16 protein-coding genes and 1 pseudogene are annotated in these 16653 nt (G+C 69.0%); 5 read left to right on the forward strand and 12 right to left on the reverse strand.

Annotated elements, in window-relative coordinates; translation table 11 throughout:
- The first annotated feature begins 26 nt into the window (after nt 1–26).
- Entirely contained in the window at nt 27–836 is an 810-nt protein-coding gene (locus H6900_06770; protein ID MCC0072978.1) for a division plane positioning ATPase MipZ, read from the forward strand.
- On the opposite strand, the gene H6900_06775 is transcribed toward H6900_06770, so the two are convergent.
- Complete coding sequence (locus tag H6900_06775) at nt 826–984, reverse strand: hypothetical protein (GenBank protein MCC0072979.1); 159 nt, start codon at nt 982–984, stop codon at nt 826–828. The genes H6900_06770 and H6900_06775 overlap by 11 nt on opposite strands.
- Nucleotides 985–1152: 168 nt before the next feature.
- On the opposite strand from H6900_06775, the gene H6900_06780 reads away from it, so the two are divergent.
- Entirely contained in the window at nt 1153–2487 is a 1335-nt protein-coding gene (locus H6900_06780; GenBank protein MCC0072980.1) for a deoxyribodipyrimidine photo-lyase, read from the forward strand.
- Here the strand turns inward: H6900_06780 and H6900_06785 are convergent.
- From H6900_06785 to H6900_06795, 3 genes are read right to left on the reverse strand one after another with little or no spacing between them, the layout of a single operon-like run.
- Nucleotides 2484–2927: an SRPBCC domain-containing protein gene (locus H6900_06785; protein MCC0072981.1), complete on the reverse strand. Its 444-nt coding sequence runs from the start codon at nt 2925–2927 to the stop codon at nt 2484–2486. The two genes, H6900_06780 and H6900_06785, sit on opposite strands and share 4 nt — an antisense overlap.
- Nucleotides 2924–3397 carry an SRPBCC family protein gene (locus H6900_06790; protein ID MCC0072982.1) on the reverse strand — a complete coding sequence of 158 codons (474 nt, stop codon included), beginning with the start codon at nt 3395–3397 and terminating at the stop codon, nt 2924–2926. The genes H6900_06785 and H6900_06790 overlap by 4 nt, the downstream gene beginning before the upstream one ends.
- Nucleotides 3387–3734, reverse strand: a complete 348-nt coding sequence (locus tag H6900_06795) for a helix-turn-helix transcriptional regulator (protein MCC0072983.1) — start codon at nt 3732–3734, stop codon at nt 3387–3389. Before H6900_06795 ends, H6900_06790 begins: the two co-directional genes overlap by 11 nt.
- A 176-nt stretch (nt 3735–3910) precedes the next feature.
- On the opposite strand from H6900_06795, the gene H6900_06800 reads away from it, so the two are divergent.
- Nucleotides 3911–6064 carry a malate synthase G gene (locus H6900_06800; protein ID MCC0072984.1) on the forward strand — a complete coding sequence of 718 codons (2154 nt, stop codon included), beginning with the start codon at nt 3911–3913 and terminating at the stop codon, nt 6062–6064.
- Between the two features lie 145 nt (nt 6065–6209).
- On the opposite strand, the gene pyrF is transcribed toward H6900_06800, so the two are convergent.
- Nucleotides 6210–6914: an orotidine-5'-phosphate decarboxylase gene (gene pyrF, locus H6900_06805; GenBank protein ID MCC0072985.1), complete on the reverse strand. Its 705-nt coding sequence runs from the start codon at nt 6912–6914 to the stop codon at nt 6210–6212.
- Between the two features lie 93 nt (nt 6915–7007).
- On the opposite strand from pyrF, the gene H6900_06810 reads away from it, so the two are divergent.
- On the forward strand, nt 7008–8087 hold the full coding sequence (locus H6900_06810) for an alpha/beta fold hydrolase (GenBank protein MCC0072986.1): 1080 nt from the start codon (nt 7008–7010) through the stop codon (nt 8085–8087).
- 44 nt (nt 8088–8131) lie between these two features.
- On the opposite strand, the gene H6900_06815 is transcribed toward H6900_06810, so the two are convergent.
- The 5 genes from H6900_06815 to hemC form a co-directional block, all read right to left on the reverse strand.
- Nucleotides 8132–8587, reverse strand: coding sequence for a universal stress protein (locus H6900_06815; GenBank protein MCC0072987.1), 456 nt, complete (start codon nt 8585–8587; stop codon nt 8132–8134).
- A 70-nt stretch (nt 8588–8657) separates the two neighbouring features.
- Complete coding sequence (locus tag H6900_06820) at nt 8658–9359, reverse strand: potassium channel family protein (GenBank protein ID MCC0072988.1); 702 nt, start codon at nt 9357–9359, stop codon at nt 8658–8660.
- A gap of 77 nt (nt 9360–9436) precedes the next feature.
- A complete protein-coding gene (locus H6900_06825) occupies nt 9437–10294 on the reverse strand; it encodes a branched-chain amino acid aminotransferase (GenBank protein MCC0072989.1) in 858 nt (285 codons plus the stop codon).
- A gap of 74 nt (nt 10295–10368) precedes the next feature.
- Entirely contained in the window at nt 10369–11274 is a 906-nt protein-coding gene (truB, locus tag H6900_06830) for a tRNA pseudouridine(55) synthase TruB (protein ID MCC0072990.1), read from the reverse strand.
- A gap of 66 nt (nt 11275–11340) precedes the next feature.
- The gene (gene hemC / locus H6900_06835; GenBank protein ID MCC0072991.1) at nt 11341–12288 is read right to left on the reverse strand and encodes a hydroxymethylbilane synthase; all 948 of its coding nucleotides are present in this window, start codon (nt 12286–12288) and stop codon (nt 11341–11343) included.
- A 451-nt stretch (nt 12289–12739) separates the two neighbouring features.
- On the opposite strand from hemC, the gene H6900_06840 reads away from it, so the two are divergent.
- Complete coding sequence (locus tag H6900_06840; protein MCC0072992.1) at nt 12740–13681, forward strand: class I SAM-dependent methyltransferase; 942 nt, start codon at nt 12740–12742, stop codon at nt 13679–13681.
- A 1118-nt stretch (nt 13682–14799) separates the two neighbouring features.
- Here the strand turns inward: H6900_06840 and H6900_06845 are convergent.
- A pseudogene (locus H6900_06845) lies at nt 14800–15723 on the reverse strand (D-alanyl-D-alanine carboxypeptidase).
- Nucleotides 15724–15944: 221 nt separating this feature from the next.
- A complete protein-coding gene (locus H6900_06850) occupies nt 15945–16646 on the reverse strand; it encodes an HAD family hydrolase (protein ID MCC0072993.1) in 702 nt (233 codons plus the stop codon).
- Between the last annotated feature and the right edge of the window lie 7 nt (nt 16647–16653).

Raw genomic sequence — 16653 nt, forward strand, 5'->3', positions numbered from 1 at the left:
ACGCGTGGGGAAGACAAGGAAGAACCGTGGCGCATATCATCGTCACCGGCAATGAAAAGGGCGGGTCGGGCAAGTCCACGACCGCCATGCATATCGCCACCGCCCTGTGCCGAATGGGGCATCGGGTGGGGGCGCTGGACCTCGACGTGCGCCAGCGCAGCTTTGGCCGCTATATCGAGAATCGGGCCGCCTTTTGCGCACGCGAGCGCGTGACGCTGCCGAGCCCGCAATACGCCGAACTGCCCGATGTCGATCCCGCGACCCTGGCACCGAACGAGAACATCAACGACCACCGTCTGGGCGAGGCGATGGCCGCGCTGGACGCCGATTGCGATTTCATCGTGATCGACTGCCCGGGCAGCCATACGCGGCTGGCGCAGGTGGCGCATTCCCTGGCGGACACGCTGGTCACGCCGCTGAACGACAGTTTCGTGGATTTCGATCTGCTGGCAAGGATCGACCCCAACACGAACGCGGTCATGGGGCCGTCGATCTATGCCGAAATGGTTTGGCAGGCGCGCCAGCTCAGGGCGCAGGCCGGGCTGAAGCCGATCGACTGGATCGTTCTGCGCAACCGTCTGGGCGCGCAGCAGATGCACAACAAGCGCAAGGTCGGCGAGGCGTTGGACGCGCTGGCCCGCCGCATCGGGTTCCGGGTGGCGCCCGGGTTTTCCGAGCGCGTCATCTTCCGCGAGCTGTTCCCGCGCGGTCTGACGCTGCTCGATCTGCGGGACACCGGGGTCGAACAGTTGAACATCTCGAACGTGGCCGCGCGGCAGGAGTTGCGCGACCTGCTGGCCGCGCTGCGCCTGCCGGGCGTGAAGGTCAGTGTTTGAAGAACCGCTTTTCGGGCAGTTGATCCGGAAGCGATTTGTGCAACTCTTCCAGACGGGTCAACACGCGGTCTTCCTCGTCGGCAAAGATGTTGAACGGCAGTTTGATGGCCTGTCCGAAAAACCCGAGGGTCGAGGGTTGAGATTTCATCGCGGTTTCCCTTTCGCGTGGTGATCTGTGGACAAGCTGCCGCCCGGCTGTGGCGGGAATGGGGCAAAGGCGGGGTGGTTTGGCGGTATCACCGGGGCGGCGCTTGCGGCCCTGCGGCGAATTGGGGTAAAACGTGAACATCCCGGTCGCGACTCAAGGCTGTCCCCGATGCTTTCCCTCGTCTGGTTCCAACGCGATCTGCGGGTGCAGGATCACCCCGGACTGGTCTGGGCCGCGGCGCAGGGGGCCGTGCTGCCGGTCTATGTGGCGGAACCTGATCTGCTGGCCGGGCCCGATGCCTCGGCGCGTCACCACGGCTTTCTGGACGAATGCCTGAGCGGATTGCGCGCGGATCTGGCGCGGGCGGGGCAACCGCTGGTGCTGCGGGTCGGCGATGCGGTCGAGGTTCTGGCGCGGCTGCACGCCAAGCACGGCTTCGGCCGGTTGGTCACGCTCGAGTCCCCCTCGACCGCCTGGAGCCGTGCGCGCGACCGCCGGGTCGCGGATTGGGCGCGCGGCCGGGGGATCGCCTGGGCGGTGCTGCCGCAACCGGCGACCGGCACCCCGCTTGCGCCCCCGGCTCTGCCCTTCGTGACCGAGGGGACGGGCGCGTTGCCGGGCCTGAAGGCGCTGGGCCTTGCCGAGGATCGCTGCCCGTTTCGCCAGCCCGGCGGGCGCGCCACCGCCGAGCAGACGCTCGAGGCCTTTCTCGGGGCCCGGGTGCAGGGCTATGCCCGGGGCCGCCTGACGCTGACCGGGGCCGAGCGCACGGGCTCGCGCCTGTCGGCCTATCTGGCGTGGGGCGTGCTGTCGGTGCGCGAGGTTCTGGACGCCGCCCGCGCCCGTCGCGGCGACGACAACGCCGCCGGTCTCAGGGCCTTTGCCGGCCGTCTGGCGCTGCGCCAGGTCGCAGACCTGCCCGATCCGGGCGCGCCCGGCGCGGCAGACCCGGCGCGGCTGGCGGCGTGGCGTGGCGGCGAAACGGGGCTGCCCTTTGTCGATGCGGCGATGCGGGCCTTCGACGCGACCGGATGGCTGAACGCGCGCGCGCGCGGGCTGGTCGCGGCGGTCGCGTGCCACCATCTGGGGCTGGACTGGCGGGTCGTGGGCGCCCATCTGGCCCGCCTGAGCACCGATTTCGACCCTGCGCTGCACGGCCATGCGCTGCGCGCGCTGGCCGGTGTCGATGCCCCGCTGCGCCTGCCCGATCCTGTGACCGTGGGTCGTCAGCAGGACCCCGAGGGCGCGTTTATCCGCCGTTGGCTGCCCGAACTCGCGCGGTTGCCCGACGCGCATCTGCATACGCCCTGGACCTGGCCCGACGCGCGGCGCCTGCGCTACCCTGAGCCGGTGGTGGACCCGGCCAGCGCGGCGCGGGCGGTCCGGGCCGCGATCCGCGCGCGCGCGCCCGTGCCGCGCCCGACCCGGCCCGTGCTGATCGAACCGCTGCCGATCCGGCCGCAGGGCCGCCAGATGGCGCTGGACCTGCGCGCGCCGGGCTAGGCGCCGAGATGGCGCGCCAGCTTGCCCAGCGTCTGCAAGCCCAGCGTGACCGCGCCGAACCCGACGGCAGTCTGGTAGTCCTCGGGCGTGAGGAAGGTCATGCGCAACGTGACGCGGGTGCGCCCGCCCAGATCGTCGAACAGGACCGAGGCGTCGGCGTGTTTCGGCCCGTCTTCGCCCGCGTGCAGCGCATAGTCGATGCGGCGCAGGGGATCGTGGCGCGAATAGCGGTGGTGGTTGGGATAGACCGTTCCGTCGGGGCCAATCATGTCGAACACCCACTCGCCGCCCGGGCGCAGTTCGATGCGATGGGTGCGGCAGGAAAACCCGTCGGGGCCCCACCACAGCGGCAGCGCCGCCGGATCGGTCCAGGCCTGCCAGATCAGGGCCACGGGCGCGTCGATCACCCGCTCCAGCACCATTGTGCGGTCGTCGCTCATGGCCGCATCAATCCTTGCGCATAGCCTTCCAGTTGGGTCACGACCGTGCCCCAGCCCTCGTGAAAGCCCATCGCCTCGTGCCGGGCCCGGGTCTCGGGTGTGCGGTGGCGGGCGATCGCGGTGTAGCGGGTTTGCCCGTCGTCGGCATCTTCCAGCATCAGAATCGCGGTCATGAAGGGCTCGGGCGCGGGTTTCCAGCCCTCGGTATAGGTGTCGGTGAACACCAGTTTCGCGTTCGGGACCACCTCGAGAAACACGCCCCGGTTCTCCATCACCGCGCCATCGACTTCAAACGTGGTGTTGAACCGCCCGCCGACGCGCAGGTCCAGGTCGCAGGCGACGACCTTGTGCGGGCGCGGAACGAAGAATTCCTTGAGGTGGCGCGGCGTGGTCCAGCATTCGAACAGCAACGCGCGCGGCGCGTTGACGGTCCGGGTCAGGATCAGGTCGGTATCGGGATCAAGCTCCATTCGCGCGCTCCTTCATCAGTTTGGCGACATAGGAGTCCAGCCGGTCCAGCCGCGCCTCCCATTGGGCGCGCTGAACGTCCAGCCAGCCTTGCACGGGGGTCAGGGCCTCAGGGCGCACGGCACAGGTGCGCACGCGGCCGTCCTTGCGGGTTTCGATCAGTCCCGCCGCCTCGAGTTTGCGCAAATGCCCGATGAGCGAGGGCAGCGCCATGGCGAAGGGCGCGGCCAGTTCGCCCACCGTTGCGGGACCTTGCGTCAGCCGTTCCAGCACCGCGCGCCGGGTCGGATCGGCGAGGGCCTGGAAGAGACGGTCGAGGGCGGGGTCATGGTTAGCCATTTGCCTAAGTAATAGCCCGCCGCGCCGAGTCGGGCAAGCGCGATGAGCGGCCCGGCGATTTTCAGGAATTCCTTGAAACTGCCCCGGGGTTGGGGCTTGCTGCCGTTGTTGCCTATCGGAAACAGGATCCCCTATTGTATCCGGCAGCATACCGAACGCAGCATCAGGGGGCGGGGATGACCCAACGCATCGAAAAGCACGGCCTGAAGGTCGATCTGCAACTGGCCGAGTTCCTCGAAACCCGCGCGCTGCCCGGATCTGGCATCGACGCCGAGACGTTCTGGCAGGCCTTTTCCGCGATCGCGCACGATCTGGCGCCGAAGAACCGCGCGCTGCTGGACAAGCGCGAAAGCCTCCAGTCGCAGATCGACGATTGGCACCGCACGCACCGCACCGCGCCGCACAACCCGCAGGCCTATCGCACCTTTCTCGAAGATATCGGCTATCTGCTGCCCGAGGGTGACGATTTCCGGATCGAAACCGCCCATGTGGACCCCGAAATCGCCAGCGTCGCCGGGCCGCAGCTGGTGGTGCCGATCACCAACGCGCGCTATGCGCTCAATGCCGCGAACGCGCGCTGGGGCAGCCTGTATGACGGGCTCTACGGCACCGATGCCATGGGCACGCCCGCGCCCAGGGGGGGCTATGACCGGGGCCGGGGCGCGCGGGTCGTCGCCCGCGCCCGCGTGTTCCTGGACGAGGCCTTTCCGGTTCAGGGCACCAGCCACGCCGACGCGCGACGCTACAGCGTCCGGGACGGCGCGCTGCTGGTTGACGATCTGCCGTTGATGCAGCCCGAGAAATTCGCGGGCTACCTGGGAAACCCCAGGGCGCCCGATTCGGTGTTGCTGGTGAACAACGGGCTGCATGTCGAACTGGTCTTTGACCGCGCGCATCCGATCGGCGCCCGCGACCAGGCGCTTCTGGCCGATGTGCGACTGGAAAGCGCGCTCACCGCGATCATGGATTGCGAGGATTCGGTCGCCTGCGTCGATGCCGAGGACAAGGTCCAGGCCTATGCGAACTGGCTGGGCCTGATGCAGGGCGATTTGAGCGAGACCTTCCGCAAGGGCGACCAGACGGTCTCGCGCCGGCTGGCGGCGGACCGGGTCTTTACCGCGCCAGACGGGGGCGAGAAGGTTCTGAAGGGGCGCGCGCTGTTGTGGGTGCGCAACGTCGGCCATCTGATGACCAACCCGGCGGTGCTGCTGCGCGACGGCGGCGAGATCCCCGAGGGGATCATGGATGCGGTCGTCACGACGCTGATCGCCCGCCACGACCTGCAAAAGACCGAGGGGCCGCGCAATTCGGTCACCGGCTCGATGTATGTCGTGAAGCCCAAGATGCACGGCCCCGAGGAAGTGGCCTTTGCCGTCGAGATCTTCGCGCGTGTCGAGGCGGCGCTGGGCCTGGCGCCCAACACCGTGAAACTGGGCATCATGGACGAGGAACGCCGCACCTCGGCCAATCTGAAGGAGTGCATCCGGGCCGCCCGGCAGCGGGTGGCCTTCATCAACACCGGCTTCCTGGATCGCACCGGCGACGAGATCCACACGTCGATGGAGGCGGGGCCCTTCAGCCGCAAGGATTTCATCAAGCGCAAATCCTGGATCAAGGCCTACGAGGACCGCAACGTCGATATCGGTCTGGAATGCGGCCTGTCGGGCAAGGCGCAGATCGGCAAGGGCATGTGGGCGGCGCCCGACCTGATGGCGGCGATGCTGGACCAGAAGATCGAGCATCCGCGGGCCGGCGCCAACACCGCCTGGGTGCCCAGCCCCACCGCCGCCACGCTGCACGCGCTGCATTATCACAAGGTCGATGTCTTCGCGGTGCAAAAGCGGCTGGCCGCGGGCGGACGGCGCGCGCATCTGGAGACGCTGCTGGAAATCCCGCTGGCCAGCTACCGCAAATGGTCCGAGGCGCAGATCCTGGCCGAGGTCGAGAACAACGCGCAGGGTATCCTGGGCTATGTGGTGCGCTGGATCGACCAGGGCGTCGGCTGTTCCAAGGTGCCCGATATCCACGATGTCGGCCTGATGGAGGATCGCGCGACCTGCCGGATCTCAAGCCAGCATGTGGCCAACTGGCTGCACCACGGCGTGATCGGCGAGGCGCAGGTCCTGGATGCCATGAAGCGCATGGCGGAGGTGGTGGATCGCCAGAACGCGGAGGATCCGTTTTACACGCCGATGGCGCCGGGGTTCGACACCGTGGCGTTTCAGGCGGCTTGCGACCTGGTGTTCAAGGGGCGCGTTCAGCCGTCGGGCTATACCGAACCCGTGTTGCACGCGCGCCGGCTGGAACTGAAGGCCCTGCGCAACGGGTGATTTGGGGCCCCCCAGGGGGCCCGGGTGACGGGGCAGGCGGGGGGCTGCCGCCCCCCGCACCCCCTGCCCAAGGGGGTTTTCCACCCCCTTGGAACCCCCGAGGATATTTCCGGCACAAAGACGGGGCACGGTCGCCGGACCCGTGTCAGTCGGTCGCGAGGTCCGCGACGATCGCGAGGGCGGCAGCGTGCGGGTCGGCCGCGGCCCAGATCGGGCGGCCGACGACGATGTGGTCGGCGCCATTGCGCAGGGCCTGGGCGGGGGTGGCGATCCGCTTCTGGTCGTTCGCGGCACTGCCGGTCGGGCGCACCCCCGGGGTGACGATCAGCCGGCCGGCGGCGGCGGGCAGCGCGCGGATGGCGGCGGCCTCGTGCGGGCTGGCGATCACGCCGTGGGCGCCGGCCTCGAACGCGCGGGCGGCGCGTTCGGTCACGATTTCGGCCATGTCGCCCGGCACGATCATCGAAGCATCCAGATCGGCCCGATCCAGGGCGGTCAGGATCGTCACCGCGAGGATCCTGAGATCGGTGCCCGCCGCGCCCTCGCGCGCCGCGCGGACCACATGCGGGTCACCGTGCACCGTCAGAAAGTCGAACCCGAACTGCGCCATTCCGCGCACCGCCGCCTCGACCGTGGCGGGAATGTCGAAGAGTTTCATGTCCAGGAAGACGCGTTTGCCGTGTTCCTGTTTCAGTTCGTTGGCCAGCGCCAGCCCGCCGCCGGTCAGCATCCCCAGGCCGATCTTGTAGAAGCTGACGGCATCGCCCAGGCGAGCGGTCAGGTCGAGCCCGGCCACCACATTGGGCACGTCGAGGGCAACGATCAGGCGGTCATCGGCGGGACGGGGCATCGCGGGGTCTCCTGCAGGGGTCGGCCGCTGATACGCCTTTCGCGGGGGGCGGGCAACCTTGCGCCGGGCCGCCGTCGCGCGCAGCATGGCGCCATGAACCGCATCGACCGCACCCGCCCCGATTCGCCGCCGCTTGCCGGCCCCGGCCCCTGGCCCGTCGGGGTCGAGACCCGCGTGCTGACCGATCCCGCCCGCTTCGCCCCCGAGGTCGGCGCGGTGGTGCCCCGCGCCCTGACCGTGGAGTGCTGGTATCCGGCCGCGTCCGGCACGCCGGTGGGCGGGATCTATCGGTCACTGTTGCGCGACGGCGTCACGCCGGTGTGCCTGCACGGGCGCGCGGCGCGGGGCGCGGCGCCGGCCGAGGGGGAGTTTCCGTTGGTGCTGATCAGCCACGGCTATCCCGGCAACCGCTACCTGATGGCGCATCTGGCCGAGTCCCTGGCCTCGCGCGGGTATCGGGTTGCGGCGGCGGATCACCCGGGCTCGACCTACGACGATCAGGCGCCGATCGGCGCGACGCTGTATCACCGGCCGCTGGATCAACGGTTCTTGCTGGAGACCCTGGGCGGCGTGGCGGTCATCGGCTATTCGATGGGCGGCTATGGCGCGCTGGTAACGGCGGGTGCGGGGGTCGCGCCCGATCTGGTCGGGCACGAGATCGCCCCGCCCGGTGGCGTGCTGGCCATTCATCGGCACCCCGAACCGCCCGAAGGGCTGCGCGCGGTCGTGGCCATCGGCCCCTGGGGCAACGGGCGCGGGGTCTGGCCCGAGGGGGCGCTGGCGGGCGTGGGGCTGCCGCTGATGGTGATGGCCGGGAGTCTCGACGATACCTCGGACTATGAGGCGATGCGGGGCATCGCCCGTGCGGCGGGCGGCACGCTGGTCACCTTCGAGAACGCCGGCCACAACGCCGCCGCGCCGATCCCCGCGCCCGAGGAAAGCCATGCCCACAGCGACGTGCTGGGCTGGGCGCCGTTCCTGCATTATGCGGATGCGGTCTGGGACAGCGTGCGGATGAACGCCCTGGCGCAGCATTTCGCCACCGCATTTCTGGACCGGCATGTGAAGGGCGACGCGGGTTGCGACGCCTGGCTGGACCCGATGCGCGGCGCGGCGGACATGCCGGGCATCCGGCTGGAACGCTGGGAAAAGGCAGCACATCCGGCCCGCTGAAAGGCCGGAATGAAAGGCCGCGGGCGCAGCCGGGCGGCCCTGCGTCAGGCGATCATTTCCATGCGTTCCTTGGACATGGTGCCCGGCACGATGGTGATCGGCACCGGCAGCGCGCCCGAGTTGCGCGACAGTTGCGTGACCAGCGGGCCCGGGCCGCTGCGATCCTCGCCGGCGCCCAGAACCAGGATGGCGATCCTGGGGTCCTCGGCGATCTGGGCCAGGATCTCGTCCACTGGCTGGCCTTCGCGAATCACCAGTTCGGGCTGGATCGCGTGCTTGTCGCGCATCCATTTGGCAAAGACTTCGAAATGGGCCTCGATCCGTTCGCGCGCTTCCTCGCGCATCAGGTCCGCGACCCCGATCCAGTGCTGGAATTCTTCTGGTGGTATCACCGACAGGATGGTCACCCCTCCGCCCGTGTGGGCCGCTCTCAAGGCGGCAAAGCGGATCGCATTCAGGCATTCGCGACTGTCGTCGAGCACGACGAGAAACTTGCGCATCATAGTCTCCGGTTGGGGCGCCATATTGGCCCAAGGCGGACGGGCTGTCCAGCGGCAGGCGGCGCGCGGCCTATTCGGAAAAACCGCCGGTCGCGATCTTCAGCGAATGGCCGCAATGCTTGCAGTGCACCGCATCCGGGTCGTGCCGGTTCAGGCCGCATTCCGGGCAGGGGTAGCGCACCTTGCTGGGCTGAAACAGGGCGCGCGCGAATTGCACGAACAGCGCGACGCCGACCACCATCACCCCGACAGAGAACAGCTTTCCGCCGGTCGAATGCAAGGTGATGTCGCCGTATCCCGTGGTCGTCAACGTGGCGACGGTGAAATACAGCGCGTCCACATAGGCCGAGACGCCGGTGTGGGCCTCAAAGAACAACGCGAACGCCAGCGAGGTCGTGACAAAGATGAACACGAACAGGTTCATCCCGGCCAGCACCGTGTCCTCGTGCCGGCGGAAGAATTCGCTGTCGCGCCTGAGATCGCGGACCAGGTGATAGGAATGCAGCAGCCTGAGCCCGCGCAGGATGCGCAGAAAGGCGATGTCCTGCGTCAGCAGCGGCGCAATCAGCAGCGACAGCAGCACCACCAGGTCGGCGATCGTATAGAGCCTGAGCAGCATCTTGCGCCGGTCGGGCGCGATCCAGAGCCGGGCCGCGAAATCGGTCAGGATCACCAGGCCCAGCACCGTGTTCAGCGCCACCAGCAGCGCCGTCTGGGGCAGCGCCGCCGACACGATGAAATAGAGGATCGACGCCGCATCAAAGGCGATCAGGGCATAGCGGAACCGTTTGGCCCGCCGGCTGCGCCCGGTATAGAGCAGCCGGATATCGCGATGCAGCCGCGGTTCGCTCACTTGGTCGAGGCCGCCCAATCCCAATAGAGTTGCCGTGCGCGCCGGGTGATCGGGCCGATCTGATACTGGCGGTCGTCAAAGGCACGCACGGGCGTGACCTTGGACATGTTGCCCGACAGAAAGACCTCGTCGGCGCCCCGGAAATCGTCCAGCGTCAGCACGGTTTCATGCACCTTGACGCCATCGGCGCGCAGGTTGTCGATGTGGCGGGCACGGGTGATGCCAGACAGAAAGGTGCCGTTGGCGATGGGGGTGAAAACCTCGCCATCCTTGACCATAAAGGCGTTCGCGGTGGCGCTTTCCGCGACATTTCCCTGACTGTCGCAGACCAGCGCGTTGTCGAACCCCTTGGCGTTGGCCTCGGCCAGCATCCGGGCGTTGTTGGGATAGAGGCAGCCGGCCTTGGCGTTGGTCACCGCGCAATCCAGCGTGGGCCGGCGAAAGCGCGTGGTGGTCAGCGTGGTCGAGGCCTCGGGCGGGGCCATCGCGATCTGTTCCAGGCAGACCGCAAAGCCGGTCTCGTCCTGCGAGGCCAGAACGCCTGAGGCGCCGCCGTTGATCGCCCAATACATCGGCCGGATATAGACCGGATCGGTGAACCCTTCGAGCCCCTCGCGGACGATCTCGAGCATGGCCTCGGCGCTGACGGTGGGCTTGATCATCAACGCCTCGGCCGAGCGGTTGACCCGCGCCAGGTGCCGGTCCAGGTCGGGCGTCATCCCGTCGAAAAAGCGCGCTCCGTCGAACACCGTCGTGCCCAGCCACGCGCCATGATCGGCCGCCCGCATCACGGGCACATCGCCGTCGTGCCATTGTCCCTGGAAATAAGTGCGGATACGCGAGCCGACGGCCATCAGGTTTCTCCCATGCAAAGCGGCGCGAGTTAAGCACTCCGTGCCGCCGGGGTCCAGAGTGGCGCGGCGTCAAATCACAGGTTGAAGACCCGGCTGGGGTGCAACTCGCCGCCCATGTAGGTGCCCACCGCGACCGGCTTGCCCTCGAAGCTGGCCCAGGCGGTGTCGCCGGGCGCGGCGCGCGACGACAGCACGCGGCCGGGGTTGCCGTTCTTCAGCCGCACCGCACCCTCGGGGGACAGCGGCAGCTCGATCAGGTCGGCCAGGCCGGTTTCCAGAGGCAGCAGATGCGCCTCGAGGTCGGGCGTGCGGGCCATCGCGTCGATCTGGGCCAGACTCAGCCCGGCATCGGCGCGGAACGGGCCGGACCATTCGCGCCTGAGCCAGGCGACGTGCCCCAGGCATCCCAGCGCCTGCCCCAGGTCGCGCGCGATCGAGCGGACGTAACCGCCCTTGCCGCAGATCATCTCGAATTCGGCGGTGTCGGCGTCGGGGCGGGCGGTCAGCACCAGCCGCTCGATCCACAGGGGGCGGGCGGCCAGGTCCATGCTTTCGCCCGCGCGGGCGATGTCATAGGCGCGCTCGCCCTCGACCTTGACGGCGGAATATTGCGGCGGGACCTGTTCGATCTGGCCCCGGAACGCCACCAGCGCGGTTTCGATCTGGGCGTCGGTGGGTCGGGTGTCGCGGGTGTCGATGACGCGCCCCTCGGCGTCGTCGGTGTCGGTCGCGGCGCCCCAACGCACCTGGAATCGATAGCATTTGTTGGCGTCGGTGACAAAGGGCACGGTCTTGGTCGCCTCGCCCAGGGCGATGGCCAGCACGCCGGTCGCGGACGGGTCCAGCGTGCCGGCGTGGCCGGCCTTTTGCGCGTCCAGCGCCCAGCGAACCTTGCCCACGACGGCGGTCGAGGTCACGCCGGCGGGCTTGTCCACCACCAGCCAACCCGAAATCGCGCGACCCTTGCTTTTGCGTCCCATGCCGTCCTCTTGGTCCATCCGGCCGGGCGGATAGCCGAGCCCGCCGCAGGGCGCAAGCCCGCGGGTTCAGCCGCGCCAGTCGAAGAAGCCCCGGGGCGCCCGCGCCAGCAGGCGGCGCGCGATGTCCTGGCCCAGGCGCGCGGCGTCCTCGATCGGCGCGCGCCCGTCCTCGGTCAAGGCGTCCGAGCCGTCGGGGCGCAGGATCTCGCCCCGCAGCCAGACCTCGCCGCCGTCGAGCACGGCAAGCCCCGCGATCGGCGTCTCGCACGAGCCGTCGAGCGTGGCCAGATAGGCGCGTTCGGCGGCCAGCCGCTGGCCGGTGGGCGTGTCGTGGATCGCCGCCAGCATGGCCCGTGCGCGCAGGTCGTTGCCGCGCCTCTCGATGCCGATGGCGCCTTGCGCGACCGCGGGCAGCATCTCGTCGGGGGCGATGGCCGAACGGGCGACATCGGCCTTGCCCAGCCGGTTCAGCCCGGCCATGGCCAGAAAGGTGCAGTCGGCGACCCCTTCGTCCAGCTTGCGCAGGCGGGTCTGCACGTTGCCGCGGAATTCGACCACCCGCAGATCGGGCCGCCGGTGCAGCACCTGCGCGCGCCGTCTGAGCGACGAGGTGCCGACGACCTGCCCGGCCCGCAGATCGGCCAGACGCGCCACCCCCGGCGCGACAAAGGCATCGCGCACGTCCTCGCGCGGCAGGTAGCAATCCAGCACCAGCCCGTCCGGTTGCGCGACGGGCATGTCCTTCATCGAATGCACCGCGATGTCCAGCGCGCCGGCCAGCATCATGTCCTCGATCTCGCGGGTGAACAGGCCCTTGCCGCCGATCTCCTTGAGCGGGCGGTCCTGCACCCGGTCGCCGGTCGTGGTGACGATGACGATCTCGAAGGCATCCTCGGGCAGATCAAAGGCGGTCATCAGTCGGGCGCGCGTTTCATGCGCCTGGGCCAACGCCAGGGGCGAGCCGCGCGTGCCGATCTTCAACGGTTGGGCGGGGGTGGGCAGGAGGTGCGTCATGGCCTCTGCTTAGCCGCGCGCGCGCATTCACGCAACGGGTCGCGCACGGGTCCCGGGGCGGGTCACGACGTGGCCGGTTTCTTTGAACCCCAAGCGCCGCAGGCGCGACGCACGGGGGTGCCCATCGACAGGAGAATCGCCATGCCCCGCACCCTGAAAGCCGCCCGCCTGTGGGGTGTCGTCCTGGCCGCCGCTCTGGTGGCGGGCGCGGTGTCGGGCCTGCACGCCCGGGGCGCCGAGGCCCCGCCTCCCCTGACCCGATCCGCCGCCATCTAGGCGCGCGCCGCGTTTTTTTGCGAAAATCGCATGGAATTGCCCTAGTCTCGCCAGATTGACGGATCACCACGGTGGGGTTGCGTGGAAGGACCCCTCCATGAAGGATTTCGTTCGAGTGTCAGAGACTAGCACCGCATCGCGGACCCAACCCGAGTGCCCGCTGAACAGCGAGCCCATGCACCCCGCGCTGCGGGTGCCGATCGACTGGCGGCGCCCGTCGGACCCGCGCGCCTGGCAGATCTGGTGGAATGATTCCGCCGGGTTCGGCCAGGTCCATCCGCGCCCGCCGGTGGATGAGGTCGCCTCGTTCTACGATCTCGAGGACTACTATACCCACGCCGAACGGGTCGAACACGACCCCGTTGCCGAACGCCGGCAGGTCGGCTTTCTGGGGCGCGCGGTCGGATCGCTGGCGTCGCGTTTCGAACACGGGGCCGAGCCGACCGCCGACTGGTGGCGCTCGATCATTCCGGGCCAGGCGCGGCATTCGCTGGAAATCGGCTGCGGCGACGGCGACCGGATGCAGACCTATGCGCCGTTCCTGTCCGAGAGCGTGCGTGGCGTGGAACCCGACCCGCGCGCGGTGCGGGTCGCGTGCGAGCGCGGGCTGGACGTGCACCAGGGCACGGCCGAGGATCTGCCCGACGCGATCCGGGACCGTCGCTATGACCTGATCGCCTTTGTGCACGTCCTGGAGCACACCCTGGACCCGGTCCTGTCGCTGAAGAACGCCGGCGCGTTGCTGAACGCCGGCGGCATCATGTCGATCGAGGTCCCGAACAACGCCTGCCATGGCGCCCGCATGATGGGCGAGGCCTGGCGCTGGCTGGACGTGCCGAGACACCTGAACTTCTTTACGCCGGACAGTCTGGCCGCCTGCGCCGAAGCCGCCGGCCTGACAGTGCGCGCGGTGCTGTATCGCGGCTATGTGCGCCAGTTCATGCCCGACTGGCTGGTGGACGAGGCCCGAATCGGCGCCGAATTGCAGGGCCGAAAGGCCAGCAAGGCCGATATCGACCGGCAGGTGCGCCATTCGCTGCGGCTGTTCGCGCGCACCGCGCTGGCGAAACCCGCGCAGAAATACGATTCCGTCCGGGTCCTGTGTTCGCGCGCCTGAACCGGCGCGCGTGACGGGGTGGCGTTCCGCACCGGGGGCGCCGATCAGGGGGTCAGCACGGTGCAGGACAGGTCGCGCGCCATCAGGCGCTGACAGGCCAGCGTCGCCTCCATTTCCGACAGGCTCTGAACCTCGGCGTGGAAGCGCCCGGCGTGGGTGGTGACGCGGCGCACACCGGTCCCCAGCGTGCCCGATTCGGTCAGGGCCAGGCGCAGCAGCGTCCGTTCGGCATCAAAGCGCGACGCAAAGGTGCCCAGATCCACCGCCCACACGCGCCCGCCCGAGGTCGAGACCCGGGTGACGATCTCGGGCATGGGCGCCGGGATGGGTTCGTCGCTGTCGCTGTCGCTGGTGGTCAGCAGGATCGTCGGCGCCATGACCGGCTCTGACGGGTCCTCGTGCGCCATCGCCTGCAAGACCTCTTCGTCACGCCACAGGATGCGGCCCGAATCGTCCACCGTCAGCGCGGTCGAGGCCGGTTCCAGGGATTCGGCCGGGGCCAGGGGCGCGGGGGCGACGGCGGCCAGGGCGGTGGTTTCGCCGGGCTCTGGCGCGGGCGTCGCGGCCGGGGTGTCGGGCGTGGTGGTATCCAGTGCGATCGGCGGCAGGCCCGAGATGGTCACACCCGTGTCATCCACCGAAACCCCCTCGGCGATCTCGGTTTCGCTGACGGCGACGGCGGGCGCGGCCGGGGCGTCGTCCGCGCTGGCGACGGCCGTTTCGGTCGCCGTTTCGGTCGGGGCGCCCAGATCGACGGGGCGTGCCTGCGGCAGTTCGGGCGGCGTGCCGGTGATTGCCGCATACCGGTCGGCGTCGATGACGGTGAAACCCGCGGTTTCGGCGGGGTCCGCGACCTCGGCCGTTGCGTCCGTGGCGAGGGCGGCGACATCCTCGGGGCGGGCGCGCGGCACGGGTGAGGTGTCCAGTGCGACCTCGGCCGTGGCGCCGCCGTCCTCCTCGCCGCCGGTGTCGTCCGGCTCTTCCGAGGTGACGCCCGCGGCGACCCCCGATTCATCGGTGTCGGCGCTGGGATCGGGTTCGCGGATCTCGTCCATCACCTCGTCGATGCCCTCCTGGATCGAGGCGATCATGTCGGCCGAGGGGGCAGATCCCGGGGCCGGGCGGGCGCGCGGAAACAGGCTGGCTGTCGGCGCGGTTTGCAGGCGGATCACACGGCCCGCCGCCGGGCCAGAGCCGCGATCCTCGGGCGCGCGGACGTAATCAGGGCGGGCGGGACGCCGCACCGCGGCCCGGCGGGGCGCCAGCCGAAAGCCGCGATCCATCAGGTCGGTGACCCGTTGCAACCGCTGCGCCGAGGAATGCGCCCCCATCGCCACGACCAGGATGCGCACGCCGCTGCGTTCGGCCATCGCCACCAGGTTGTAGCCGGCGGCGTTGGTGAAGCCGGTCTTGATGCCGTCGGCACCGCGATAGCTGTCCAGGAACCGGCGGTTCGTGTTGCGCACGGTGGCGATGCCCGCGTCCTCGGTCCGGCGCGAGAAGATGTTGTAATATTGCGGATAATCGAAATAGAGCTGCCGCCCCAGCCGCGCCATGTCGCGCGCGGTCGAAAGGTGGCCGTCGGTGGTCAGCCCGTGCGGATTGGCGAAATGGGTGCGCTGCATCCCGATCGCCCGCGCGGTGCGGTTCATGCGTTCGGCAAAGCGCGGAACCGAGCCTTCGAGTGCCTCGGCAATGGCGACGGCGGCATCGTTCGCGGACCGCAGCGCGGCGGCGCGGATCAGATAGCGGAACGGAATCGTCTGCCCCGCGCGCAGGCCCAGCCGCGACGGAGGTTGCGCGGCCGCATGGCGCGAGATGCGCACCCTTGTGTCCAGGCTGATCTCGCCGTTCTCCAGCGCCTCGAAGGCGATGTAGAGCGTCATCATCTTGGTCAGCGAGGCCGGGTGCAGGCGCGAATTGGCGTTGTCGGTCTGATACAGGACCTCGCCGGTGCGCACATCCATGATGAGCGCGGCATAGGGTTGGGCGCGGGCGGTGGCGGTGGACAGCATGAACAGGGCCAGGGCGCAGGCCATCATCATGGCAAGCGCGCCAGAAATGCGGAGCCAACGCCGGGATTGCGTTGTCACGAGCCTGTCCTCTGCCTCTGCGCCCCGGTTATGGTAGGGCGTCGTTATCTGCTGGGTGCAGGCTAACACGCGGTCGCGCGCATGGAAAGCCCCCGCTTTTCAACAGCTTTAAGGACTTTCTTAAGGTATTTCTACATCTGGACGGCGATGATGGACCAGCCACAAGATGTTCAACCCTCCGACAGGCGCGCCAGCAGGTCGGGCAGATCCGCCAGCGCGGAAATTCGCCGGTAGCGCGGATGCGTCGCGGGTTCCGGGGCCTGTTCCAGCGCCCATTCCAACCCGTGCGGCACAAAGACGCCCCAGGCCCCGGCCGCGATCGGGGCGACGACATCCGAGGCCATGGAATTCCCGGCCATCAGCGACCCGTCGGCCCCCGCACCATGGCGCGCGAAGATCTGCGCATAGGTTTCCGCGGTCTTGTGGCTGACGATCTCGACCGCGTCGAAGGCGTCGCCCAGCCCCGATTGCGCCAGCTTGCGTTCCTGGTCCAGCAGGTCCCCCTTGGTGATCAACACCAGTTTGTGCGATCCCGCCAGGGTTTCGATGGTGTCGGCCACGCCGGGCAGCAATTCGATGGGATGGGCCAGCATATCCTGCCCGGCGGCGATGATCTGGCCGATCACGTGACCCGGCACCTGGCCCTCGGTCACCTCGATCGCGGTTTCGATCATCGACAGCATGAAGCCCTTGATGCCAAAGCCGTAATGTCCCAGGTTCCGCCGCTCGGCGGCCAGCAGGCGGTCCGCCAGATGCGCGCGTTCGGCGTGCTCGGCCAGCAATTCGGCAAAGCGCGCCTGCGTCATGTGAAAGAACCGCTCGTTGTGCCAGAGCGTGTCGTCCGCATCGAGGCCGACGGTGGTGATGCGCATGGTCCTG

The sequence above is a fragment of the Rhodobacter sp. genome, assembly GCA_020637515.1.
In the GTDB taxonomy this organism is placed as follows: Bacteria; Pseudomonadota; Alphaproteobacteria; order Rhodobacterales; family Rhodobacteraceae; genus Pararhodobacter.